Below are 24,420 nucleotides of genomic sequence, written 5' to 3'. Positions count from 1 at the left end.
CACGTTTTCTACGTGAGGTGATGAGTCATTTTATGATCGAATTAGGCAGCCGTGAATACCGCCATGTTGTCTTGAGCCTGGCTCTGGGTTCGTTTCTGGTTTTTTGTAACTTATATGTTTTTCAGCCAATGCTGCCCTACATGGCGGTCGAGTTTGGCGTCAGCGAAACGCAAGTCAACTGGATATTTGCTGCCTCAACGTTGGCACTGTCGCTGTTTCTGGTTCCCTGGGCTATCAGTTCCGAATCGTTCGGGCGCCGGCGTATAATGCTACTCGGGCTGTTTGCCATGCCGTTAATTGGCGTTCTGATGGTGTTCACAGACAGCCTATGGTTACTGGCCATGACTCGTGCGCTGATGGGAGTTGCGCTGGCAGCTTTTGCGTCCGTCGCGGTGGCCTATATGGTCGAAGAGTTGTCACCGGCCGCGTTCAGTCAGGCGATTGGTGGCTATATTGCGGCTAACTCTCTGGGTGGTATATGTGGACGGATCGCAGGCGGAATGATCACAGAAGCATTTGGCTGGCATGAAGCGGTGTTGGCCATGGCAGCCTTCAGTTTTGTCGGCGCCGTTGCAGTCTGGTCATTGTTACCCACTCAGCAACATTTCACGCCCACTCATGGTCTGTTTTTTCATCATAACCGTGCCTTGGTTAAACATCTCTCTAACCGTACCATCTGGCTTGCCATGTTGATTGGCGGTGCCAATTTCGCGTTGTTTGTCAACCTGTACTCTGTGATGGGCTTTCGCCTGGTCAGTGAACCACATAATCTGCCTATTGGCTTGGCCTCGTTGATATTTATCTGTTATCTATCCGGAACCATCAGCTCTAAACTGACCGGGCAATGGACTAAGCGCCGCCAGCCCATTCCCGGGATGGTGACAGGCAGTATTCTCAGCATGATTGGCATGTGGCTGGCGCTGGTCGATCAACTGCCCTTTATGTTGTTAGGTCTAATCCTAATCAGCTTTGGCGCGTTCTTCACCCATACGCTGGCTTACGCCTGGGTGAGCCAGAAAGCCATTCAAGCAAAAGCGACCGCAACGGCCCTGTATCTGGTGCACTATTATGTTGGTGGCAGTTTGGGCGGGTTCTTCCTGATTTATTGCTGGCAGCATGGTGGCTGGTTGAGCGTGTCTCTGGGAGGAATGCTGCTGTACGTCTGTATTTTTTCGCTCTGTTATGCGTTATCCAAGCGCCAATCGGCTGGTGAACAAAACCAACACCAAGTGACGGCGTAATCTGGTACACTCAGCCGCTTGTTCAACTCAAATACGTGTAGTCATGTCAGAACTCCAATCAGCCGACAGCAATGCAATAGCTCAGCAGGTCGAGCAGTGGTTAACAGAGGTGGTGATCGGGTTAAACTTATGTCCGTTTGCCGCCAAACCTCAACGCAACAAGCAAATTAAGATCTTCGTCAGCTCAGCAAGCCAGGATGAAGACCTGCTACAGGATATCCTTGACCAAATCATTGAACTGGACGAAACCGAACCCGACGCGCTGGAAACAACCTTGGTCGTCGCGCCACACATGCTTGCAGACTTCTTTGAGTACAACTTATTTATTGATTGGGTCGAGGCACTGATTCGCCAACATGACCGCGAAGGCGTTTACCAGGTCGCGACCTTCCATCCTGACTACTGCTTCGCCGGAACAGCACCAGACGATGCCGAAAACCTGACTAACCGTTCCCCTTATCCAATCTTTCACCTGATTCGCGAGGAGAGCATGGAACGAGTTCTGAAACACTACCCCAACCCGGAAGCCATTCCGGAGACCAATATCGCCCGGGTACAAAACTTAACCGACGCGGAACGCAAACGGCTCTTCCCGTACCTATTTGGCTCTCTGAGATAGCCGCAAGACAGGGGGTCTGGTAAGATTGGCCCATCATTTTGACCACAATGGACCGGGATAATGCACTTATCTAAACTGACCCAAGACATTTTTGATCACCTCTACCGTGACATCACCGAATTCAGAAGTACTTTTGATCTTCCGGTGGCAGCACCTGACAGCCTGGATGAGAAGGCGGATACGCTGCATACCTCTTTAGCAATTGAAGAGCTGACGGAACTGGCTGAGGCTGACAATAAAACAGAGCAAGCAGACGCGATCATCGACAGTGTCTACGTGCTGATGGGACGTCTGGTGCACCTTGGGCACGATAAAGTTGAGGATAACCTGGCAATCAGCTACCTGATTGATTTGTTACTGAACGTGGCTGTTAATCGTGGTATCGAGTTCCTTCCATGTTGGGATGAAGTTCACTCAAGCAACATGAGTAAAGTGTGCCACAATGAACAAGAATACACCGACACAGAAGTTCACTACGCTGAGCAAGGCATTAAACTGATGGCGGTCCAAAAAGGCGACTACATCATCGCGAAGTGTGCGGAAGACTTTGTTTCCGACGCCAAAACCATTCGTCAGGGAAAAGTGCTGAAATCGGTGTACTACCGCCCTGCTGATCTGGCGCCACTCACTCGCTAAATACGGCAATCAGCCTGTCAATAACATGCCGACCCAATGGTTGGCATGTTACGTTTTAAAAGCAAAAAAAAAGCCACCTCAGGGAGACCAAGGCGGCTAGCAATACGTGTCTGTGAGACACAAGCCTAACAAGAACGAGAATGTATCCCTTTCACTAATGCCAAGCGCGTGCCAACTTTTACAAAAACATAACCAATTGATTTATAATGATTTTATTTTTCACCACAATGAATCTTATCGTGCGATTGCTCTAATCTGGTGCTCTTTGCACAAATCTTGTTAACGATTCAGTCGAAGATCAGATACGGCTGCCCTTCCAGGTTCAGCATTTTTACCCGGGTTTTAAACACATCCGAAAGGCGTTGCGGGTTAAGCACCTCTTTTGCCGTACCGACACTTTGCAAAACGCCCTTGTCGAGCAAAATCGCTTTATCAGCCAACCTTAACGTCCGGTTAAGATCATGATTCGCCATTACTACACAAATGCCCTGTTGCGCCACTTCACGAATCAACTGATACAATAATGCTTCCTGACCAATGTCGAGCGGTGCCGCTGGCTCATCAAGAAACAAAGCCTTAGCATTAGGGTTCAATGAAGGCCACACTTGCAGGCAAATCGCGGCCAACCTGACTCTCTGCCATTCTCCGCCTGACAACTGATTTATTGAGCGATGCAGTTTATCCCTGATGTCGACCAACTGGGTTAAATGCGCGATGACCTCACCAATGGTTTCTTGTGTTGCACAGGTATGTTCAGGAACCGACAAAGCCAAATACTGAAACACCTCAATATTAAACGCAGGTCGTTCACTCTGACTCAAATAAGCCCGTTTCAGGGCAAGTTCTTTAAGCGTGACGTTTTTGACATCAACTCCATCAACTAAGGCTTGCCCCTGATAATCCAGGACGCCAGCGATGGCCGACAGTAAAGTGCTTTTGCCACTTCCGTTCGGCCCAACAACATGAACGACTTCGCCTCGTTCACACTGAAAGGACATCGGCAGCAACCGTGACCCAACACACAAGCTCTTAATCTTTATCATGCGCAGTAATTCAACCTGAAAGTCTCTCCGCAGCGTAGGATGACGAACTTGTGAAAGAATTTCAACCAATCGCTACAAAGCACTCAATACCAGGTTATTGATTCTTTTATTTTTTCTTTTGAAAGAGAATCTGACTGACCATGATAGAAATTAATAGCACGCACAAGTCTTTGAATTCACAATTTTTCCTGAGCCAACCTTGCTCGTAAATAAGAACAACGTTAATATCTTCGACGTAAGACTTAATTTGCAATTAAAGCTTGGCAAATAGTGACCCTAAACAGCCATAGAAATTTAATTGAGACTCAAAATTACAGCAATAAAAGTGACATAACATCGCACTACTTAATTAAGTCTCCTTTCCTTCACATTTGAAGGTTATTTTTGCTAACGACGTTTGTTTAATCCATTACGCTAGATAAGTTATATGAAAATACTTCATACAGAATCCGTAAACGGCTGGGGTGGCCAGGGTATCCGAGTGCTCAACGAATCGTTAGGCATGATAGAGAGAGGTCATGAAGTGGTGATCGCCTGCCCGCAAGACTCCGCGCTATTTGAAAATGCTCAAAAGCGCGGAGTTCCCGCCGTCGCTCTTCCCATCCGGAGAAAATCGTTTTCCGGCCTTTTTAGCATGTATAAGTATCTTTCATCACACCACTTCGATGTTATTAATACGCACAGCTCAACGGACAGTTGGCTCGTTGCAGTGAGCTTGATATTTTGTCGAAATAAACCGAAAGTTGTTCGTACGCGACATATTTCCACTTCAGTTAAAAATAATAAATCGACACTTTGGCTCTACAATCAGGGGTGTGATTTTATTGTCACAGCCGGTGAAAGACTGAGAGAACAGTTGAATCGTGAAAACAAGATTCCTCTGGAGAAAATTCAATCCGTACCAACCGGAAGTGATGAACTGCATTTCCTTCCTACTCAGGATATTCTAAAAAGTAAGCAAGCAGTCAATTTGCCTACTGATAAGATGGTGATCGGTATTGTTGCTAAAATGCGCTCCTGGAAAGGTCATGAGACCTTGGTCGATGCACTGCAAAAACTCAAGCGGGATGATTTTCATCTTGTCATTGTCGGTGATGGCCCTAAACGCGCTGAGATTGAACCCCGCGTTCCGTCCCTTCACTATCCTGTCACCTTTACTGGTGAGTTGGACAACGTGGTACCTTATTTACAGGCAATGGACGTTTTCTGCCTTCCCTCGTACGGTTTTGAAGGGCTTCCTCAGGCAATGATGCAAGCCATGCTGTGCCAACTTCCGGTCATCGCTACCGACGTTGGCAGCGTGACGGAGTTGATTCAGCATGAGCAAAATGGCCTGATCGTTAACATTCGAGACAGCGATGATCTGGCAAAAGCCATTGAGCGTCTGTTGGATGACCGTACGCTGCGTACCCGTTTCGCAGAAAAAGCACGTCAAATCGCGCTGGAAAAATGTACGCTGACTAAAATGGTCAACGACATGGAAACCATTTTCGCCAACTAAAACGCACAAAGGTTACCTCAAGGTAACCTTTTTAGCGCTTGCCCGCACACTTAGCGTAAGTCGTCGTTAGGCATCATCATTTCGCACCAACATCCAGATAAATACCGGCGCGCCTATGGTCGTGGTTACGACACCGAGCGGCAGTTCTGCGGCATTGAGCGCGGTTCTGGCGACTAAGTCTGCAATCACCAGCAGCAATGCACCAAAGAGAGCCGAAAGTGGGATCAGATAGCGGTTCTCTGTCCCCAGGGCCAAACGCAATAAGTGCGGCACGACCAACCCCACAAAGCCGATCACGCCGCCAAGGGCCACAGCGCCACCCACCAGTACCGACACAGCAAGAATAAGCTTCCAGCGAATGGCATTCACGTCTACCCCTAACTGCTTAGCATGCAATTCACCCAACATGAGTTTGTCTAGCACGTTGCCTTGGCAACACAGCCACAGCACAAAAGGAACCAGCATTATAGTTAACGTATGTTGATACCAGGTTGCACCACCGATACTGCCCATCAGCCAGTACATCAACTGACGTAAGCTCAGGTTGTCACTGAAATAGAATGCCCAGGTGACCACCGCGCCGGACAAAATCCCCAGTGCCACCCCCACCAGCAGCAAACGGGTGGTGGTCAGTTTCATCGCTTTGGCCATCGACACAAGCAGAAGGGTAAAAACCAGAGATCCCATCACTGCCGCCAGCATGAATCCAACTGGCGTTGCTGCCCACGGCAGAAAAAACAACACCAGAACCATGGCAAGGCTGGCGCCACCGGATATTCCAAGTACGCCCGGCTCAGCCAGCACATTGCCCAGCAGCACCTGTAGCACCGCGCCGGAAACCGCCAGTGAAGCCCCAATTGCAACGGCAGCCAGCAAACGAGGCAAGCGCAGTTGCATGACTAATTGTTGGTCCAGTGCTGACCATTCGGCGAAGGGCGAGATGAACACTTCCCCCACCATCAAATAGCCAAAACTGAACAAGATCAATCCGGCAATGAAAAAAGTGGCGCTGCGCTGCCAACGCTGGCGTTTAACTCGAAGAAGCTGATTGAAATCCATCAAAGCATCGGTATTTGTGTATAAACAAAAAGAATGGCTTAACGATACCGTTAAGCCATTCAAATAGAAAGCGAATCTAAGTCGGTCTCAGGTTAATCGTAGACCAGTTGATCGTCTTCGTAACGTGTCGCGACTTCACACACCATCAGTGCTGCACGCTGACCGATTGCGACATGACGGTTCGGGAACACGATCGCCTCACCCTCATTTTTCGCCATCAGCGGCTTATCGCCATCATGACCAAACACTTCTCCGTGCTTAAATGCGGTAAAGTTTTCAACCTGATCATCGAACATAAAGTCGAAATCGTCATGCAGGCGCACCAACGTACGGCTGACACGATACATAATGGTTCGTTTAGACAAGTGTTCCGCTTTGGCAGAGGCCACCAAATCACGTAACGCCAGATCAAAGGCCACCAATTTCTCGAGATCATTTTCCCCGATGCGAGCCACACGCCCCAGTTCCATCGTCAATGCTTGTGCGCCGAAGTTTTCAGCGCTGTACCAACTGAAGGTACTGGATGGTGCATTGGACAACAACACCGCTTCCACATGGCCGCTTTCAACGAAATCAAACAAGGCTTTGCTGCGCACCGGATGGCGGGTTTTCGGGCTCACCGCAAAAGTGTAATGCTTGGACAAACGAATGGCGCAGTGTAAGTCCAGATGCCAACGGGTTTCTGGCTCTGTTCCGGCATAGAAGTCAGACACCACCGATTTCAGATTGTCTGCAATTGTGGTCTCTTTTGATGGCTCATGCTCTTTGTCGTCAAACAAGCGGTTGAGGTTTTGCTCGATAAAACGCGTGTGATTATTGGTGGCTTCCGGGTGCGCAACAATAAATAGACAACGTTCAGTGACAGGCTGAAAACCGGTTTGAATATCTTCGATAATTTTATCGGCCAGCTCCATGGGTGCGGTTTCATCGCCATGAACACCACACGAGATAATAATGTTTTTGGTCTCAGACCCGACATGCTGAGGAATCACTTCCAACACACCACGTTGGTGCAGTTTCAGTGTCACTCCGGAAGCTGACGTTTGCTCGCCCGGGAGCATTTCGTGTTCTAAGTCGAGGCTGTCAAAAAGAAAAGATTGGCGAAAGAGGGATTTCGTCATGCGCTACTCCTTTATTGCACAGCGGTATGTTAATGAATTGTACGGACGATTTATGTTGAAATGATCTCACTTATCGACAGAAAACCTGTCTCTGCCTGTAAATCCATTCACACTCTGCACAAAATTAAGCCGAGCATCACCGCTCGGCTCATATTCCGCATATTCTACCACTAAATCATTGCGCTAGCAGTTGTTCAAAGCGATCAATTTTTTCTTTGACGCGCGCAAAACTCTGTTGCCAGAAATCGGGCTTGGTCAGGCCCATGCCCAGGTGCTTTTGCACTACCTCTTCTGCCATCATACTGCCGGTGTCGCGGAGCAACGCAACGTAATCGGCATAAAACTGGTCGCCTTTTGCCTCGCGTTGCGCGTAAACGCCGCCACTGAAGAGATAGCCAAACAGGTACGGGTAGTTGTAAAAGCTGATTTCCGAAATACTGAAATGCAGTTTGCTGGCCCAGAAATAAGGATCCGTTTCGTCCATCGATTCCCCGTACCACACTTTCCAGGATTGGCGCATCAGTTCGCACAACTGGCTGGCGCTAAATTCTCCAGACTGACGTTGCTCGTACAGAGCTTTCTCAAACTCAAACCGCACCGGAATATTGATCGTGAGCGCATAACAGGAGGAGAGCTCTTCCCACAACATTTCCAACTGCTCTTCACGCGTTTCGGCCTGACTGAGCAAAGTATCACGGACGATATTCTCAGCAAAGATCGAGGCGGTCTCAGCCAACGTCATCGGATACCGTGTCTGGCACAGTGGCATATCCCGCATGACCCAATTGTGGAAAGCGTGCCCAAGTTCATGAGCCAGCGTCAGAAGGTCGGAGCGGCTTCCTCCCCATGTCATGAAAACCAAAGGCGATCGGGTTGCGGCGAATTTGGTGCAGTACGCGCCCAAACGACGGTTGTCACTCGGTGAAGCGTCAATCCAACCATTATCAACCATCATCTGTACGAAGTCTGACATTTCCGGATGCACTTGCGCAAACGCGGTTTTGATAACCTCAATAGCTTCATCAAAAGAGTACACTTTAGGCTCAGAACCGGTCAGTGACGGCATCGCCGCCATGTGATTCCACGGTTTCATCGAGTCCAGCCCATAAACCTGAGCCATCAGTTGCCCGGCTTTCTGGCCAATATTGCGTTGCTGGTGCGCCACTGACATCATGGCATCCAGCGTTTCAGGTTCAATACAACTCTCATGTAGCGCAGGCTCAAGAAAATGCATCTCACGCTGATAAGAACGTTTCGCGTATTCCGTTAGTCTCCAGCCCGACAACGCATTGAGAATCGATGCGAAACTTTCCTGATGCGTTGCCATGGCTTTTTGAATACCACGCCACGCCGGTTCCTGCTTATCAAATTCACCACCGTAGAGTATGCTCGCTGCCTGAGAGAACCCCATGATTTCATTCTGTCCGTCAGGCAATTCAAGCGTGACCTGTAGCGAGCCAGTCAGGTTATCGTAGAGTCTTCCCCACGCATCTCGGCCATCCACTTCCAGTGCTGAAATCAGCTGCTCTTGTTCTACTGGCAACATCACATCTGCCAACTTACGCAGGCTTTCTATGCCAAAGGCCTGACCATAAATATCACCGCTATCGTGGTCCAGAACCTGACGAATGAACTCATCGTCGGCGTAAGTCAGCGTATTTTCATACGGGCTGTAAGCTTGCGAAAGATCCGAGCTCAGTTTCGCCATTTTTCCGGTCAGAGACTTGGCCTGCGCGTTGGTGGCATCGACGGAAGAATGGCAGGTTGCAAACGTATTGATCGTGGCCAGCAGTTTCCCGGCGGCTTCGGAGGTTTGAATGGCGTTTTGTACGACGGACACAGAGTCACGCTGGTCGCTGTGTTGTTTGAGCACGGTAATGCACTGCTCGATAAGTTGAATGTCTTGCGTGATTTTGGGATCGTCCAAGCCTTGATAGGCAATTGTGAGGTTCCAACTTGGCGTTGTCATAGGTTGTCCTAATGTCATGCTTAAAGCACTTCACCAATCGTTTTTACGCTGGCAAAGCGCGAGTCCGTTACTGAAATTTGTACGTGAGAGAGCGACTGGTTGGCAATATTCAATTGTGAATACCACGCCGGGTTTTTCCAGTCCAAGTTAAGTATATGAGCCAGTATGATACGTATCGTCCCGCCGTGGCAAATAAGAAGTGTATCCCCGTGCGCCGTATCGACCAGTTTATCCCACGCCTGAGTAACGCGTTGATGAAACTCGGCTAGGCTTTCTCCATTGGGAAGCGGGCGGTCTGCCGGGTCGTACCAGAATGCTTCGAGCTCCTGCCATTTATCGTCCAGCTTTTCAAAAGCGACACCGTCGTAGTCACCGAAGTCCATTTCCTGAAACGCGGCATCCAGGTTTAGCAGTACATTATCCAGCCGTTCATGAAGTAAAGTCGCCACTTGTGCACAGCGCTGTAATGGAGAGCTCACAATGTGGATTATCGGTAGTTCCTTTTCCACCATTCGGTCACGAATTCGGTGCTGAACGGCCAAATCGACCCCGACGTCGGTTCTGCCGTTCAGAGCCGATTGCCCGAGTGTTTTACCATGACGAAGTAAATAGAAATTCAGCACTTTCATCGTTTATCCTTTCAATCTCATTGGTAAACCCGCTGCGACAAAATCAACCCGATCAGCGATCGCGGCAATACGCTGATTCATCCAGCCAGCGTGATCGACAAACAGGCGAGACACTTGCCCCATCGGTACGACACCAAGACCGACTTCGTTCGAGACTAAACAGAGATACGCCGAAGACGCGCTTAATACGTCAACCAGAGTGTTCACTGCATCATGAATGTCGTCTGCCCTAGCCGTATCGCCATGATTAAAAATCACATTGTTCAGCCACAACGTCAGGCAATCGACCAACACCACATCGTCGGCCTGAAATCGTTTCAGCAGCTCGGCCAACGCCAAGGGCGCTTCATGTTCCACCCATCCCACACCACGAGAGTGTCGATGATGTTCGATTCGCGTCTTCATCTCATCATCAAACGCAATCGCTGTCGCAACGTAATGCAATGGTCGGGACACCTCTCCCCGCTGGAACTGAGTGGAAACCTGCCTGACCCACTGCTCTGCATGCGACGATTTGCCCGATCGCGCGCCGCCTAAAATCAGATGTACACTCATACCAATCCAGCTTCGATAAGCCAGCCATTGTGCGCAAACGCGACCAACAGCAAATAGATCCACAGCTCAGTCAATTGCTGAGCTGCACCCAGACAATCCCCCGTAAAACCACCGATTCGTTTGATAAGCCAGGACTTAAAACTAAAACGAAGCGCCACAACAGACAAAATGAGGCTCAGCGCTACAACCGGGGAAAACCACAGGCAAGGCAATACGCCGCACAGAATCAGAAACCGCAACTCGCCTTTCGTCTGTTTGCTGGCCAGAGGCTTGGATTTACTGGTCTCACGGTCACTGACGTAATCCATATCGTAAATCAGACTGGCCGCCACCGTGCGACTGAGCGTGTAAGCCAGTACCCACACCATCAGCAGTGAGGTGTGTGCAACCAACGCAGTCAACAGCGCATACTTCGCCAGTAAAGCCATGGCCAATGTCACCGCACCGTAGGTCCCGATACGACTGTCTTTCATGATCGCCAAACGGCGTTCGTGAATCATACCGCCTCCGATACCATCTGCCATGTCGGTCAACCCGTCTTCATGAAACGCGCCTGTGAGGAACAAACTAAACGCCATGGTCAGCAGGACTGCGATATTACCCGGCAGGAATAGCGACAGCCATCCAAACACCAATGCGCAGAGTAGCCCCAGCAACGCCCCAACCAACGCGAAGTAACGGCCAGCGCGATTCATCCGCTCTTCAGAATACGGTGTGGATGACGGGATCGGTAAGCGCGAGAAAAAGCTCAGAGCCAGACAGAACAGCTGATACTGCTCGCGTATACGAGAGATCATGGCACAGTCACTCCCGCGTCTTCAAAGCTGGCCATGGTGTTATAAAACTCGGCCGCTGCTTGCACTAATGGTACCGCCAACACCGCCCCGGTACCCTCACCCAGGCGAAGCTCCAAGTCCAGTAGTGGCTGAGCGTTAAGCTCTTCTAGCAAATACTTGTGGCCAGATTCGTGGGATTTGTGAGCAAAAATCATATATTCACGACACGCAGGTTCGACCAAAGACGCAACGTAGGCTGCCGCTGTGACAATAAACCCGTCGACAATCACAGGCACACGACGCTTGTACGCACCGAGAAACGCGCCTACCATCTGCACGATTTCGTATCCACCGACTTCAGACAATACCTTCTTTACCGAGAGATCATCGCAGCGAGCGACCCCTTGTCCGACGACGGACAGCTTCTTATGAAACTGCGCGTCATCTATCCCGGTCCCGCGGCCAACGCAGAACTCCACGTCCCGTCCCGATAACGCGGCCAAAATTGCGGCAGCGCTACTGGTGTTACCAATCCCCATTTCGCCAAACATGACTAAATTCGAGCCTTTGTCGATCACTTTCTGAACCACGCTGGCGCCTAACTTCAACCCTTCTTCCACTTGCTGGACAGACATAGCCGACTGGTGAGCAAAATTGTGCGTACGATCGCCCAAACGCTGCGAGACCAATGCTTCAGATGAGCGGTCAACCGGGATCAGAATACCGCAGTCAATAACTTTCATCGCAACCTGGTTCACCCGGCAGAAGCAGTTAATCGCCGCGCCACCCGCGAGAAAGTTCGCTACCATCTGCGATGTGACTGCGCTGGGCGCGATACTGACGCCCTCGTCCGCCACACCATGATCACCGGCAAACACAAGTACAATAGGGTTATGGACCTGAATCTCGGTGACTGCATTGGCTTTACCCTGACTCTGAATCAACGCCAGTTGATGAGCCAGTCGCTCGAGCGCACCTAACGCCCCTGGTGGTTTCGTTTTTTGGTCGATACGATGTTGAATAAATGCAGAATAGGAACGATCAAGCATGGGTTAAGTCACTGAGATAAAAAGAGTAGCAGCCAATATAAACGTTTAATTACTCAGTTACCACTCGGTAAATAGTAGAAATATCACTTGAATCAAATCCCATAATTAGATTTGCGTCAAACTCCACAGGATGGCCCCCCGCTTTGCTATTCTGGCCGTTTAATCGAAAAGGTTCGCTCTAGGGTCGCATACTCACTTCCACCCAACCTGGACAATGGGTTAACCTTTAGCGCATCGACTTTGAGACGGTCAGTGCGCTCATCAATCACCTCCTGACGTATGTATATTTGCTCAATCTGAGCAAATATCAGGCTCTGTGGCGTATCCCCGATTTCTTTGACTTCATACAAAGCGCATCCAAATGCAACCGGGCAAGACGCCACCCGGGGTAATTCAAACCCCTCGAATTCAGTCAGGCGCACCCCGGTGAGCGCTATTTCAGACTCGCCATGCGCCAGCGGTGCGGATGACGCCGTCACTTGTTGAGCCAAGTCGACATCGGCAATGTGGATGACCAGTTTTCCTGTTTCCAGTGCATTGCGTGTGGTGTCTTTCACAACACCCGTGGACTTCTTTCCGACCGAAATCATCAGCAAGGGAGGCTGACTGGATATCGCGGTGAAGTACGAAAACGGCGCCAAGTTTAACGACTGCTGCCCGGAGTCTGTCAGCACCCATGCAATCGGTCGTGGGATCACCGTTTGGGTCATCAGATGGTAGATTTGTGTTGGAGCAAGTGTGGTTACATCGATATTCATATCACATCCTGAGAGGTTTACATCTGCATGTGGCCTTTCCTGACACTCAGGACTAGCAGTGTATTTTGAAGCATGTTGCAAACTTAGATTGCATTGACGAATCATTGTCCTATCAACTATTAGTAAAGATACTCAAAGAACTCCAGATTTTTCAGATACAGGTTCTGGTTTGGGAAAACCTCAACCCATCTAAATACTCAACCGTCATAACCGTGGCACCATAAATGCTCTAGGAATCACCCAACACTCGGTGGTATTGCATTCAGAATCGAGGAGGTTTGTATGTTTGCCAATCAACGCCCTCAAAAGACCAAACCGGCGAATCAACACAGCAATAAAAAGAAACAAAAGACCGTCCCACTATCCATTACCTAATTCACAAACGATGCAAAAAAGGCCTCAATAATGAGGCCTTTTGCGTTGAGTCATAGCGTATTGTTCACTTCACGTATACCATATTTGCATCAGTACTGATGAGATGAGCGTTATGGCGATAAATGGAGACAATCAGGTTGCAATCATTGCCGGTGGCACGGGTTTAGTCGGGGGAGAACTGACTAAACTGTTGCTCGACCATGCACCGATCGCGAAGCTTTACGCGCTCAGCCGTAAACCCTTGCCGTATTATCACAACAAGCTGGAACTTATTCAGGATCCTTATCTGAGAATCACCGAATGGGAAGCCGATAAGGCTTCTCCAACTCTGGGCTTTATCTGCCTAGGCAGTACTCGCAAACAAGCCGGTTCAAAGAAAGCGCTCGCCTCTGTCGATTTCGAGTTAGTGCGCGAAGTGGCGAAGTCGATGAAAACACTGGGAGTCAAACGACTTGCCGTGATATCCAGTTACGGGGCCAATGCCCGCTCTCCCTCCCACTACCTAAAATGCAAAGGCCGAATGGAAGCGGTCCTCTCAGAAATGGGCTTCGATCAACTGGTGATCGCCCGCCCCGGCCCTTTACGCGGACTGCGCGATCAACCAAGAACCGACGAAACAGTTGTTCAGACCGTTTTGTCTGCCCTCAAACCCGTAATGAGAGGACGTTTGGCTAACTTTGTTCCCATCGACGCAGAGAAAGTGGCCAAAGCGATGCTGTACGCCATCTACGAGCCTATGGGGCGAGGTATCACGATTCTAGATTCTAATGCCATACGACATTTGCTCAATAAATACCAATAAGTGGCCTTATTTACAGGGTTTATGACTAAAATCCACCCAATTGTTAGCATTGATAACTATCCGTTCTAACTCATAGGGATTTGGTCTTTTTCTCTTTATAAGCAAATCGTTATCTTTACCCTCAATTTCGTGTCAATTCACTTCCAACACATCCATCAAATTAAGGGTTCTTTATGTCAGTTGCGGTTATCGCTTCATTGGCAGTATTTGTCGGTATCCTTTTCTTCCTGTTTGGTCAACAACAGAAAGAACACACTACACTTTCCCGACTAGTGCTGCTGGGTCTTATTTTCGGTAGTTTATTTGGTCTGGCGCTGCAGTTGCTTTTTGGCGAAGGCAGTGTGGTCATCGCACAAACATTGCAATGGGTGGGCATTGTAGGCAGCGGTTACGTCGGCCTATTGAAAATGATCATCATGCCACTGGTACTGGTGTCTATGATTGCGGCCGTGGTTAAGCTGGAAAAAGGCGGTTCGCTGGGTAAGATTTCTGCTCTGACGATTTCCGTACTGCTGATCACAACCGCGATTTCCGCCTTGATCGGTATCGCGATCACGCACACATTCGGGTTAACGGCGGAAGGTCTTACCGAAGGTGCACGTGAAACAGCCCGTATTGCGGTACTGGAAAGCCGAGCCGACAGCGTTAGTGATCTGACGATTCCTCAGATGCTGCTGAGCTTTATTCCAACCAACCCGTTTGCGGACTTAACCGGCGCACGCTCAACCTCAATCATTGCAATGGTGATTTTCGGCGTACTCACTGGTATTGCTGCACGCAAAGTGATGGGCGAAAAACAAGAACTGGAAACCCCGATTCGCACGTTCATTGAAGCCATTCAGTCTATCGTGATGCGTCTGGTTAAAATGATCATCGCGCTTACCCCTTACGGTATCGCCGCATTAATGGCGAAAGTGGTCGCAACGTCCAGCGCAGCAGATATCCTCAACCTGATTGGTTTTATTGTGGCGTCTTACGTCGCTATTGCTCTAATGTTCGTCGTGCATGGCGTGCTGGTTGCCTTTTTTGGCGTGAACCCGAAAGAGTACTTCCAGAAAATCTGGCCTGTTCTGACGTTCGCATTTACGTCTCGCAGCTCTGCCGCGACCATTCCGTTGAACGTGGAAGCTCAGATCACCAAACTGAATGTACCACCGGCTATTGCTAACCTGTCAGCGTCATTTGGTGCCACCATAGGTCAAAACGGTTGTGCCGGTATTTATCCTGCTATGCTGGCGGTAATGGTGGCACCGAGCGTCGGCATCAATCCAATGGACATCAATTTCATTCTGTCATTGGTGGCTATCATCACCATCAGCTCATTCGGTATTGCTGGTGTGGGCGGCGGCGCCACCTTTGCGGCGCTGATTGTTCTGCCTGCGATGGGCCTGCCTGTTACGATTGCAGCATTGCTGATCTCCATCGAACCTTTGATTGATATGGCGCGTACCGCGCTCAACGTATCAGGCTCCATGACGGCCGGTACTATCACCAGTCGATTGTTAGGTAATAAACAGACTGAACCGAATCAGGCTCAGGAAGCCTGAACACCGTCTTAAAAAAAGCCGATGCGAACGCATCGGTTTTTTTATTGGTCAGCGGGATGATTCACACCATCGTTGACCACAACCTCGCCAAGTTGATAAGGATTCACCCCTTCCAGACAGCCGATGTTGTAGCCGTATTCACTGGGATCTGAGCGGCGCTGATGATGCGTATAAATCCCACATACACTGCAAAAGAAGTGCTGCGCCGTATGCGTATTGAACTGATAGCGTGTCAGGCTCTCCTCGCCTTTCACCAATTGAAGATTGGCCAGTTTCACCGATCCTACGATCGCGCCTTTACGGCGACAGATAGAGCAATCGCACCGACGAGGTTTTTCGATTCCGTTTGGCAACGTCAATACCAGCTCCACCGCCCCGCAATGACAACTCAACTTATGTACCGGTTGAATGACTGTCGCGCCAACTTGCTTGATCATATATCGTCCTTGATTATGTTGAGAAAAATCAGATTATACAAATCCTGATGTGCTAGCGATTCTCAGCTTCTGATTGTCAGATCTAAGGCACAAAAAAGCTCTGATATCCATCAGAGCCGGCACTAGGGAAAGCACTTGATATTATTCTTTCGGTGCAAATTGTTCGAAGACTTCCAGGCCCGTCATTTTGTGAGTGTCGTTTTTAAACTCATAAAATTCGGGCTTTTCATCAATGAAGATTTCGCTCGCCAGATGGAATGATTGGTCGGCAAATAGTCCCGCAGGCAAAATGTACTCATCACCAGGTAACAAATGATAAAACAAGTGTGTCCCACAATTGGAGCAAAATCCCCGTTCAGCCCAATCAGAGGAGCGATAAACTGACGGCCTTTCTCCAGTGAATTTCACGGCCTTGCCACAATGTACCGCAAACATCGGCCCACCGGACCAGCGTCGACACATAGAGCAATGACACAATCCAACATCAGCGTGATCTACTGCTTCAACTTCTACACTGCCACACAAACACTTTCCTTTCATGAGTCCTCCTTGGTGCGCCTGGTGAGGCATACCTTTAAATATTTAAAACACGTGTTCAGGTCTTTCCCATGCACACAGTATCGTCGACTGATCCGATTCCTGTTAGATAGGTTAGCGCATTTCGCAGTATCTCGACATTTATGTGTTGTAGAGACAAGGCCTCTACAACACCAATCCACCATCTATTTTTAGCACTTGCCCGGTAATAAAACGGCTTTTGTCTGACGCCAGAAACGCAACGCCGTCAGCAATATCCTGCGCGCTGCCCATTCGACCAAGTGGTGTTTTTGAGGTCATGTAGTGAATGACTTTTTCCGGAAGTGCCTTAGTCATGTCTGTTTCAATAAATCCAGGCGCAATGCAATTCACTCGGATTTGGGCGCCTTTTCTTGCCAGCTCTTTCGCCCAGCCTTTACTCATGGCGATCACCCCGCCCTTGCTGGCAGCGTAATTGCTTTGGCCGACATTCCCATCCGTCCCGACAATGGATGAAATATTAATGATGCTGCCACTTCCTTGCTCCAACATCAGTGGCGCGACCTGCTGCGTGAGCAAAAATACGGCTTTAAGATTGACATCCAATACTGCATTCCAATCACTTTCCTGCATATCCGGTAACATTGCGTCACGAGTAATACCCGCATTATTGACCAACACATCGACACATTCGCACTGTTCACGAATTTCTTGTACAACATCTCTCACCTGCTCGGCATCACACAAATTTACTTCGCATGCAACCAATGCCGGCGAATCGCTCCAGACTATCGGTGTGATATCTAAACCAATCACCTGATAACCATCATTCAGAAGCTGTTCACAGATGGCTCTGCCAATGCCTCGGGCGGCACCAGTCACGAGCGCGGTTTTTTGGCTGTTGTTCATGGCTCTTCCTTTCCTGAGTGGGCTTAAATCAAATGGCCTCCCCGCACTTCATCGAAGACTTTAGGGGTAAGCGCGTCATTCAACACTGAGGTGGCACTGGCAATGCGTGCCTGGGTAACAAAATCTGCCGTATATCAACGTCAGTAACCGATCCTGTTCTGTCGTTTAGCTAGTATGACTGACGCCTGTGAAGCCGAGACAACAAAGTGATGATTGTTTGATGGCGAAAATATGAAGGCCAAATACCGTGAATCACACGTGCCTGCGTTGTTTTCTCAGCCGTTGCGGTAGATTTGTCGGGTGATATGCCTTGCTTTCATGCCGTCGCTTATCGGATACTTAGTCCTATGAATTCGCTTGTTTTTCCGAGCTTTCTGCGAGCCTTTAACGCTCCCTCAGCCAGATAAGCTTAGTGGGGAAAACAACCATACATTGAGCGCATTCACACCCGAATGTACTATCAAACTGATTTATAAGGGCTATTTTGTCTACTTCGAATCAAACAAATGCGACCACAGGTACCTCAGAGCAACCCACTTTCTTCTTTTTTGACTATGAAACCTGGGGAACCAGTCCATCGCTAGACCGTCCTTCACAATTTGCTGGCGTACGTACCGATATGGATTTCAACATTATCGGTGACCCCCTGGTCATATACTGCCAGCCTCCGTCCGACTACCTGCCGTCTCCGGAAGCCGCATTGATTACTGGCATCACGCCTCAAAAAGCCAAAGCACAAGGGTTACCTGAGCCCGAGTTTATTGCTCGTATCCACGCCGAGCTGTCCAAGCCTAAAACCACCAGCCTTGGCTACAACAGTATCCGCTTTGATGACGAAGTCACTCGTTACACCTGCTATCGAAACTTCCTTGACCCTTATGCATGGAGCTGGCAAAACGGCAATTCTCGTTGGGATTTACTCGATGTAATGCGCGCCTGCCATGCACTGAGACCAGAAGGCGTGGTTTGGCCAGAAAACGAGGAAGGCTTCACCAGCTTTAAACTGGAGCACTTGTCTGTCGCCAATGGTATAGAACACGCGAACGCACACGATGCGATGGCAGATGTTATCGCTACCATTGAAATGGCCAAAAAGCTCAAAGCCGCGCAGCCTAAGCTCTTCGGCTACTTCTTTGACATGCGCCATAAGCGTAAACTTAATGAGTTGATTGATATCGTCAACATGACACCGCTGATGCACGTTTCCGGCATGCTCGGACGTGAATGCCAGTACACAAGTTGGATAGTGCCGTTGGCCTGGCACCCGACCAATCAAAACGCCGTAGTCGTGGTCGATCTGGCGAAAGATCCTCAGTCATTGCTGGATCTGAGTGCGGATGAGCTGCGTGAACGTCTATACACCAAACGCAGCGAGTTGGGTCCGGATCAAGCACCGGTGCCGATCAAGCTGGTTCATTTAAACAAATGTCCAATTCTGGCACCGGCCAAGACCCTGACCGCAGAAAACGCGGCTTCAATCGGGATCGACCGCGAGCAGTGCTTGAAAAATCTCGCCGTATTGCGTCAACATCCGGAAGTGCGCGAAAAACTCATCGCGATCTACAGCGTTGAACGCGAGTACGAAAAGAGCGACAACGTTGATACACAGTTATACGCCAACTTCTTTTCCCCGGCAGACAAAGCGTCGATGGACATTATTCGCTCCACCGATCCGAATAACCTGGCCGCGCTAGACATTACATTTAATGACGCGCGCATCGAGCCATTATTATTCCGCTACCGTGCACGCCATTATCCATGGACGCTGGACGAAGCTGAGCAGCAACGCTGGGCAAATCATTGTCGTGAATACTTCGAAAGTCGTCTTGAGGACTATATGCTCAATCTGGAAAACTTAGTTCACGAATATGAAACTGACGAAAAGAAAATAGCTATTTTAAAATCCGTCTACCAATACGTGATGGAGCTCACATCTTAGGGCGCCACACGCGACTTCTGCTCTTTTCCTTTATCTTTACGGCACTTAAAAATGGCGAAAACCATTCTGCAATACATCGTCTCCATCGGGCTTATTTTCCTTTGCCTGATGGCAGGCGTAAATCTTCAGTCCCTCCTCGGTATTTCGATTCCGGGCAGTATCATTGGCATGCTTATTCTGTTCGGATTACTGGCCAGTGGCCTGGTTCCTTCCGACTGGGTTAAGCCAGGCGCCAGCCTGTTTATTCGCTATATGATCCTGTTGTTTGTTCCCATCAGTGTGGGATTGATGGAGCATTTTGATCTGCTGATCAACAATGCTCTGCCCATTCTGGCCAGCGCCATCGGTGGCACGCTGATCGTCCTGGTCCTTCTTGGACTGATGCTGGATCGTCTGTTGAAGAAGGGGAACAAAACATGTGGTTAATCGCGACGCTCGTGGTGTTTTTTTTCGCCCGCTGGTTATGCCAGAAATTTAAAACACCTCTGATGAACCCTCTGCTGATCAGTATCGCGATCATTATCCCGATTCTGACTTACCTCAAGGTTCCGTTTGAGACTTACTATCAGGACAACCAGTGGATCAGCATGTTACTGCAGCCGGCCGTCGTCGCACTGGCGTTTCCTCTGTACGAACAGATCCCACAAATACGAGCGAACTGGCGCATTATTATGCTGGCGTGCAGTGTCGGCAGTGTGATGTCGATGATGACCGCAGGTCTGATAGCCGTCGCAATGAAAGCCGATGTGGCACTGATTGCCAGTTTGATGGGAAAATCCGTCACCACTCCGATTGCAATGGAAGTCGCCAGCCATCTCGGCGGAGAACCAGCGATTGCTGCCGTTTTAGTGGTATTGGTGGGGCTGTTTGGCGCCATTCTTGCCTACCCGATTTATAACATGTTGAATATTTCGCACCCGATCGCCAAAGGGCTGACCATGGGTACCGTCTCGCATGCCCTTGGGACGGCAACCTGTGCAGAAAAAGATCCCCGTGATGCAGCATTCAGCTCACTTGCGCTGGTCTTGTGCGGCATCATTACTTCCATTCTGGCGCCCAGCGTCTTTGCTCTGTCCGTCTGGTTGTCTCACTAACACACGCTCCGCGTTCTCCGTCGTATACTAAGGTTGATATACGACGGAGTTCACTGAAACATAAAGTGCAATCGATATCATGTGTGACATCACTCTAATTATGAAAACATCAACATCATTACACTATTTAGCGTGATCTAAATCTCAGTAATGTTTTAGCGTTATCATAAAATGTAATCCAGCATTCAAATAAGGATTCATTATGAAAAGCCGTATTGAACAAGCACTCTCAGATGTGCCGGCGTCCATCGCAGATTACCTTGGTCCTATTCTGCTGGCGGACGATTTTGACGCGACTTTGTCTCCGGAGCAGTTTAAACAACTGCAAATCGTTTCTGGTTTGAACGACGCGGAACTTCGTGTGGCGCTTCTTCCGTTTGCCGCCTGCTACTCCTACACGCCCATTTCTAAATTCAATGTTGGTGCTCTTGCTCGCGGCCTGTCCGGTCGTATCTACTTCGGTGCTAATGTCGAAATTGCCGGTTGCCAGCTAGGTCAAACGGTTCATGCTGAACAATGTGCGATCAGTCACGCATGGATGAAAGGTGAAACCGGCATCTCAGACATTACGGTCAATTTCAGCCCTTGCGGTCACTGTCGTCAGTTTATGAATGAACTGAGCTCGGCAGACAAACTGGTCGTTCAACTTCCAGAGCGCGATGAAATGACGTTGCAGCAATACCTGCCAGATTCGTTCGGCCCGTCCGATCTTGGTATTGAATCGGCATTGATGTCGAAAGTCGATCATGGCAAGACCACTCAGGACAGTGATCCGCTGGTACGATCGGCATTAAGCGCATTGAACGCAAGCCATGCACCTTACACTCACAACCTGAGTGGCGTCGCTTTACAATTGAATGATGGAAAAGTCTTTAAAGGCGCGTATGCGGAAAACGCGGCGTTTAACCCTAGCCTGCCGCCTCTTCAGGTCGCTCTGATTCAGATACTGCTGGATGGTCGTGAGTTCGGTGATATTGTTTCGGCTGCGTTAGTTGAAATGGCGGAAGGAACCATCAGCCATCTGGCCGATACTCAGGCAACACTGGAAGCCATCAACCCTGACATTCCGGTCTCGTATCTGGCAATGTAAACTCAATCATGATTAGCCCCGACATGACTCGGGGCTTTTTATTATTGGTCGTAGAAAGGTTTGACGTCAAAATCGAATTGTGAAGGAGCCAGTGCCCGCTCGATTTTCAACGCACTGCTTTTCAAATCGATAAACGCCACATCCGTAAAACGGTGGTACTTATTGGAATAGAAACTCTTCACTTCAGGTTTCAGAGGCTGACTTGGATTCGCTGTCCAGACGATAGCGACCCGGCCATCACTGAGTTCAACGATCGAGCCAACCGGATACACACCAATACAATTGATGAACTTGTACACCAACTCTTTGTCGAGATGAAATGGCGTCAACGACAGCATGATCTTGAAAGCTTCTGCCGAGCTCATCCCCTGCTTGTAACAACGGTCTGCCGTCAGTGCATCATAAATGTCCACGATACCGCTCATGCGGCCATGTACGGGCAGTTGCTCGCCTTTGAGCCCTTTCGGATAGCCGTTGCCGTCAAGTTTCTCGTGATGCATCAGGCAAACGTCGCGGCTGATCTGACTGAGCCCGTGAACGTTGGCAATGATCTCATCAGCAAACACCTGATGCAGCTTCATATGCTCAAATTCTTCCGGCGTTAACTTACCTGGCTTATGCAGAATCTGATCGTCAACCTTTACTTTGCCCACATCATGAATAATGCCGCCAATCGCCATCTCTTTGAGTGTTTCCGCCTCAAACCCGAGGTGTCTACCAAACGTCACCATCAGGCAAGCCACATTGACCGAGTGCTCTAGTAAATAGGCGTCTTTATTTCGAAGTGCGGAGACACATTGCAGAGCATTGTTGTCTACTAACGCCGTATCAATCATCTCCCCCGCCCAAGATTCTATTTCACTGACGTGAATATCCTGATTATTCAGAGATTTATTGAGCAGTTTCTGAGCCAGCGTTTTGGCTTCTTCAATGATACGCGCCGCTTTTTTTTGTGCCGCGTCACGACTGAGTTGTTTTCGTCCCCGCCGATTGGTTTGGGGCTCGGGCGACTCTCCGACTGGGGGAGCAGGTTCGACGTCTGGCTCCACATAGGCATTAATCACTACACCACTTCGGGATAACTTCTGGTCCACCCAGACAAACTTCACCCCATTACTGACCAACTGCTGAATGGAGGCTTGGGAATTGACTCGCCCGGCATGAGAAAGGTTCACCTTTTCGCTCTGCTGAATCGCCGTCACAAACATGCCTGGCAGCAGATGTTCAATGGAAATTTTGACCGATTCTTCTGGATTAAACTGCATCTCAATCGCTCAATCTATGTCTCTCAGATACACAACAACATGATTATAAGGAGAGACGTCGGAAAAGATCACCTTTTAATCGACAAAACTATAAGAGACAGCCCACATTTTTGCGAAACACACCGCACATTCGCATTTAATAAACACAATAAAAATAAGCGTATTACACAATAAAATGTAGTGTTTGGCGTTCCTTTCATTTGCCTTTATCATCACAATCAGACTGTTCAACTCGGATGAGCTCAAGCTCATCATGACCTAATCTGGTAGCTTATGGAGCCACTAACACACTACTTCACTGCTGGGACGATTGGATATAAGGTACTGATCGGCCTGATCATTATTCTTTCGTATCTGGTAATCAAGAAAGTCGCCAACCGTACCATAGCCAGCCTGGCACGAGCCAAAGGCGTAAACAAAGCTCGGTTAACATTCGTAACTCGCTGCTTCAATACCGTGTATCTGTTCCTGTTTGCGTCAATTTTCGCGATTGCCACCGGGATCGGCTATGGCGATGTCTCACTGTTCCTTTCATCGGTGTTCGCCGTCCTGGGAGTCGCTTTATTTGCTCAGTGGTCGATCCTGAGCAATATCACTGCCAGTTTTCTGATCTTCTTCGTCTTTCCATACCGGATTGGTGATCGCATCAAAGTCGTGGATAAAGATGAAGACATCAGCGGTGAAATCCATGACATTCGGATGTTCCACGTGTTAATCAGACATGATAACGGCAACATTATCGCCTACCCCAATAGCCTGATGCTGCAAAAAGGGGTGATTAAACAAGTGAAAAAACCTTCCACCAAAACGACTCGCCGGCTTTATACCCGCATACCACGCAAATAAAAGCAAGGCTGCACCACGTGCAGCCTTAATTCTCTGATTGATTGCTCAGGCAAGTGATTCGTCTTTTTTGTGCTCGATAACCTGACTTTTATCGGCCTGGGTGATGGCAATGCGCCTTGGTTTCATCGCCTCCGGTACCTCTTTTATCAGGTGAATGGTCAACAACCCACTGGCCAATTCTGCATCTTTGACTTCGACGTACTCAGCCAGGTCAAACTTACGCTCAAATGAACGATTCGCTATCCCCTGATAAAGGAACTTACTTTCCGCTTTGCTGGATTTGTGCCCTTTTATCATCAGGACACCACGTTCAACCTGAATATCGAGTTCGCTTTCGTCAAACCCGGCAACGGCCAGTGTGATGGTATATTGGTTTTCGCCCACCATTTCAATATTGTACGGAGGGTATCCCGCTGAAACTGGATCAGCATTCAGTGCGCTGTCGATCATCGACGCCAGCCGATCAAAACCAATAGTATTACGATAAAGTGGAGTCAGATCAATTGAGTTCATAATATCCTCCTAAAGAAGCAATATTAATATCCAACGAATCCGGTATTAATCTCTCTGAGACTTAATACCTACTATTTAAATATGAGTACTTGAAATAAAAATCAAGAGACTATTTATATTTTTAAATAACA

General features: G+C 48.9%; 25 protein-coding genes. 11 read left to right on the top strand and 14 right to left on the bottom strand.

Translation table 11 applies throughout. From position 1 onward, the window contains the following. Positions 1-32: 32 nt before the first annotated feature. From VPR01S_RS11695 to VPR01S_RS11685, 3 genes are read left to right on the top strand one after another with little or no spacing between them, the layout of a single operon-like run. Positions 33-1,241 (top strand): MFS transporter, encoded by a 1,209-nt coding sequence (locus tag VPR01S_RS11695; protein WP_021705540.1) that lies wholly within the window; start codon positions 33-35, stop codon positions 1,239-1,241. Between the two features lie 43 nt (positions 1,242-1,284). After that, positions 1,285-1,860: a DUF1415 domain-containing protein gene (locus VPR01S_RS11690; RefSeq protein WP_021705539.1), complete on the top strand. Its 576-nt coding sequence runs from the start codon at positions 1,285-1,287 to the stop codon at positions 1,858-1,860. Between the two features lie 60 nt (positions 1,861-1,920). Next, complete coding sequence (locus VPR01S_RS11685) at positions 1,921-2,496, top strand: nucleoside triphosphate pyrophosphohydrolase family protein (RefSeq protein WP_021705538.1); 576 nt, start codon at positions 1,921-1,923, stop codon at positions 2,494-2,496. A 287-nt stretch (positions 2,497-2,783) separates the two neighbouring features. On the opposite strand, the gene btuD is transcribed toward VPR01S_RS11685, so the two are convergent. Then, positions 2,784-3,539 (bottom strand): vitamin B12 ABC transporter ATP-binding protein BtuD, encoded by a 756-nt coding sequence (gene btuD, locus VPR01S_RS11680; RefSeq protein ID WP_040902626.1) that lies wholly within the window; start codon positions 3,537-3,539, stop codon positions 2,784-2,786. A 427-nt stretch (positions 3,540-3,966) separates the two neighbouring features. Here btuD and VPR01S_RS11675 point away from each other — a divergent pair, with 427 nt between their 5' ends. After that, on the top strand, positions 3,967-5,040 hold the full coding sequence (locus tag VPR01S_RS11675) for a glycosyltransferase family 4 protein (protein WP_021705536.1): 1,074 nt from the start codon (positions 3,967-3,969) through the stop codon (positions 5,038-5,040). A gap of 66 nt (positions 5,041-5,106) precedes the next feature. On the opposite strand, the gene btuC is transcribed toward VPR01S_RS11675, so the two are convergent. The 8 genes from btuC to VPR01S_RS11635 form a co-directional block, all read right to left on the bottom strand. Next, positions 5,107-6,099 (bottom strand): vitamin B12 ABC transporter permease BtuC, encoded by a 993-nt coding sequence (gene btuC / locus VPR01S_RS11670; RefSeq protein ID WP_021705535.1) that lies wholly within the window; start codon positions 6,097-6,099, stop codon positions 5,107-5,109. A 92-nt stretch (positions 6,100-6,191) separates the two neighbouring features. Continuing rightward, entirely contained in the window at positions 6,192-7,220 is a 1,029-nt protein-coding gene (locus VPR01S_RS11665) for a succinylglutamate desuccinylase (protein ID WP_021705534.1), read from the bottom strand. A gap of 175 nt (positions 7,221-7,395) precedes the next feature. Continuing rightward, complete coding sequence (locus VPR01S_RS11660) at positions 7,396-9,189, bottom strand: M3 family oligoendopeptidase (protein ID WP_021705533.1); 1,794 nt, start codon at positions 9,187-9,189, stop codon at positions 7,396-7,398. Between the two features lie 20 nt (positions 9,190-9,209). Further along, positions 9,210-9,818 carry a histidine phosphatase family protein gene (locus VPR01S_RS11655; RefSeq protein WP_021705532.1) on the bottom strand — a complete coding sequence of 203 codons (609 nt, stop codon included), beginning with the start codon at positions 9,816-9,818 and terminating at the stop codon, positions 9,210-9,212. Between the two features lie 3 nt (positions 9,819-9,821). Beyond that, positions 9,822-10,373: a bifunctional adenosylcobinamide kinase/adenosylcobinamide-phosphate guanylyltransferase gene (gene cobU, locus VPR01S_RS11650; protein WP_021705531.1), complete on the bottom strand. Its 552-nt coding sequence runs from the start codon at positions 10,371-10,373 to the stop codon at positions 9,822-9,824. Then, positions 10,370-11,170 carry an adenosylcobinamide-GDP ribazoletransferase gene (locus VPR01S_RS11645; RefSeq protein WP_021705530.1) on the bottom strand — a complete coding sequence of 267 codons (801 nt, stop codon included), beginning with the start codon at positions 11,168-11,170 and terminating at the stop codon, positions 10,370-10,372. The genes cobU and VPR01S_RS11645 overlap by 4 nt, the downstream gene beginning before the upstream one ends. Continuing rightward, positions 11,167-12,198: a nicotinate-nucleotide--dimethylbenzimidazole phosphoribosyltransferase gene (gene cobT / locus VPR01S_RS11640; RefSeq protein ID WP_021705529.1), complete on the bottom strand. Its 1,032-nt coding sequence runs from the start codon at positions 12,196-12,198 to the stop codon at positions 11,167-11,169. The genes VPR01S_RS11645 and cobT overlap by 4 nt, the downstream gene beginning before the upstream one ends. A gap of 146 nt (positions 12,199-12,344) precedes the next feature. After that, positions 12,345-12,956, bottom strand: a complete 612-nt coding sequence (locus tag VPR01S_RS11635) for a flavin reductase family protein (RefSeq protein WP_021705528.1) — start codon at positions 12,954-12,956, stop codon at positions 12,345-12,347. A 487-nt stretch (positions 12,957-13,443) separates the two neighbouring features. Here VPR01S_RS11635 and VPR01S_RS11630 point away from each other — a divergent pair, with 487 nt between their 5' ends. Together VPR01S_RS11630 and VPR01S_RS11625 are read left to right on the top strand one after the other, a co-directional pair. Beyond that, positions 13,444-14,133 (top strand): NAD(P)H-binding protein, encoded by a 690-nt coding sequence (locus VPR01S_RS11630; protein WP_021705527.1) that lies wholly within the window; start codon positions 13,444-13,446, stop codon positions 14,131-14,133. A 173-nt stretch (positions 14,134-14,306) separates the two neighbouring features. Continuing rightward, positions 14,307-15,680 carry an L-cystine transporter gene (locus VPR01S_RS11625; RefSeq protein ID WP_021705526.1) on the top strand — a complete coding sequence of 458 codons (1,374 nt, stop codon included), beginning with the start codon at positions 14,307-14,309 and terminating at the stop codon, positions 15,678-15,680. A gap of 41 nt (positions 15,681-15,721) precedes the next feature. Here VPR01S_RS11625 and VPR01S_RS11620 read toward each other — a convergent pair whose 3' ends face one another. The 3 genes from VPR01S_RS11620 to fabG form a co-directional block, all read right to left on the bottom strand. Beyond that, positions 15,722-16,117, bottom strand: coding sequence for a GFA family protein (locus tag VPR01S_RS11620; RefSeq protein ID WP_021705525.1), 396 nt, complete (start codon positions 16,115-16,117; stop codon positions 15,722-15,724). Positions 16,118-16,258: 141 nt separating this feature from the next. Then, a complete protein-coding gene (locus VPR01S_RS11615) occupies positions 16,259-16,657 on the bottom strand; it encodes a GFA family protein (RefSeq protein WP_021705524.1) in 399 nt (132 codons plus the stop codon). A 162-nt stretch (positions 16,658-16,819) separates the two neighbouring features. Further along, positions 16,820-17,542: a 3-oxoacyl-ACP reductase FabG gene (gene fabG / locus VPR01S_RS11610; protein ID WP_021705523.1), complete on the bottom strand. Its 723-nt coding sequence runs from the start codon at positions 17,540-17,542 to the stop codon at positions 16,820-16,822. 484 nt (positions 17,543-18,026) lie between these two features. On the opposite strand from fabG, the gene sbcB reads away from it, so the two are divergent. The 4 genes from sbcB to cdd all read left to right on the top strand — a co-directional run bounded on the left by sbcB (position 18,027) and on the right by cdd (position 21,665). Beyond that, entirely contained in the window at positions 18,027-19,481 is a 1,455-nt protein-coding gene (sbcB, locus tag VPR01S_RS11605; RefSeq protein WP_021705522.1) for an exodeoxyribonuclease I, read from the top strand. A 51-nt stretch (positions 19,482-19,532) separates the two neighbouring features. Next, positions 19,533-19,907: a CidA/LrgA family protein gene (locus VPR01S_RS11600; protein ID WP_021705521.1), complete on the top strand. Its 375-nt coding sequence runs from the start codon at positions 19,533-19,535 to the stop codon at positions 19,905-19,907. Beyond that, complete coding sequence (locus VPR01S_RS11595; RefSeq protein ID WP_021705520.1) at positions 19,898-20,575, top strand: CidB/LrgB family autolysis modulator; 678 nt, start codon at positions 19,898-19,900, stop codon at positions 20,573-20,575. Before VPR01S_RS11600 ends, VPR01S_RS11595 begins: the two co-directional genes overlap by 10 nt. A 202-nt stretch (positions 20,576-20,777) precedes the next feature. Continuing rightward, entirely contained in the window at positions 20,778-21,665 is an 888-nt protein-coding gene (gene cdd / locus VPR01S_RS11590) for a cytidine deaminase (protein WP_021705519.1), read from the top strand. 41 nt (positions 21,666-21,706) lie between these two features. Here cdd and VPR01S_RS11585 read toward each other — a convergent pair whose 3' ends face one another. Continuing rightward, positions 21,707-22,930: a cyclic di-GMP phosphodiesterase gene (locus tag VPR01S_RS11585; RefSeq protein WP_021705518.1), complete on the bottom strand. Its 1,224-nt coding sequence runs from the start codon at positions 22,928-22,930 to the stop codon at positions 21,707-21,709. Between the two features lie 273 nt (positions 22,931-23,203). Between VPR01S_RS11585 and VPR01S_RS11580 the strand changes: the two genes are divergently transcribed. After that, a complete protein-coding gene (locus tag VPR01S_RS11580; protein WP_021705517.1) occupies positions 23,204-23,776 on the top strand; it encodes a mechanosensitive ion channel family protein in 573 nt (190 codons plus the stop codon). Between the two features lie 45 nt (positions 23,777-23,821). On the opposite strand, the gene VPR01S_RS11575 is transcribed toward VPR01S_RS11580, so the two are convergent. Beyond that, a complete protein-coding gene (locus tag VPR01S_RS11575; protein WP_021705516.1) occupies positions 23,822-24,289 on the bottom strand; it encodes an Hsp20 family protein in 468 nt (155 codons plus the stop codon). Positions 24,290-24,420 lie beyond the last annotated feature (131 nt).

The organism is Vibrio proteolyticus NBRC 13287 (assembly GCF_000467125.1).
Taxonomy (GTDB): Bacteria; Pseudomonadota; Gammaproteobacteria; order Enterobacterales; family Vibrionaceae; genus Vibrio; species Vibrio proteolyticus.
The sequence above is the reverse complement of the archived record's forward strand: the minus strand, read 5'-3'. Positions and strand labels throughout refer to the sequence as shown.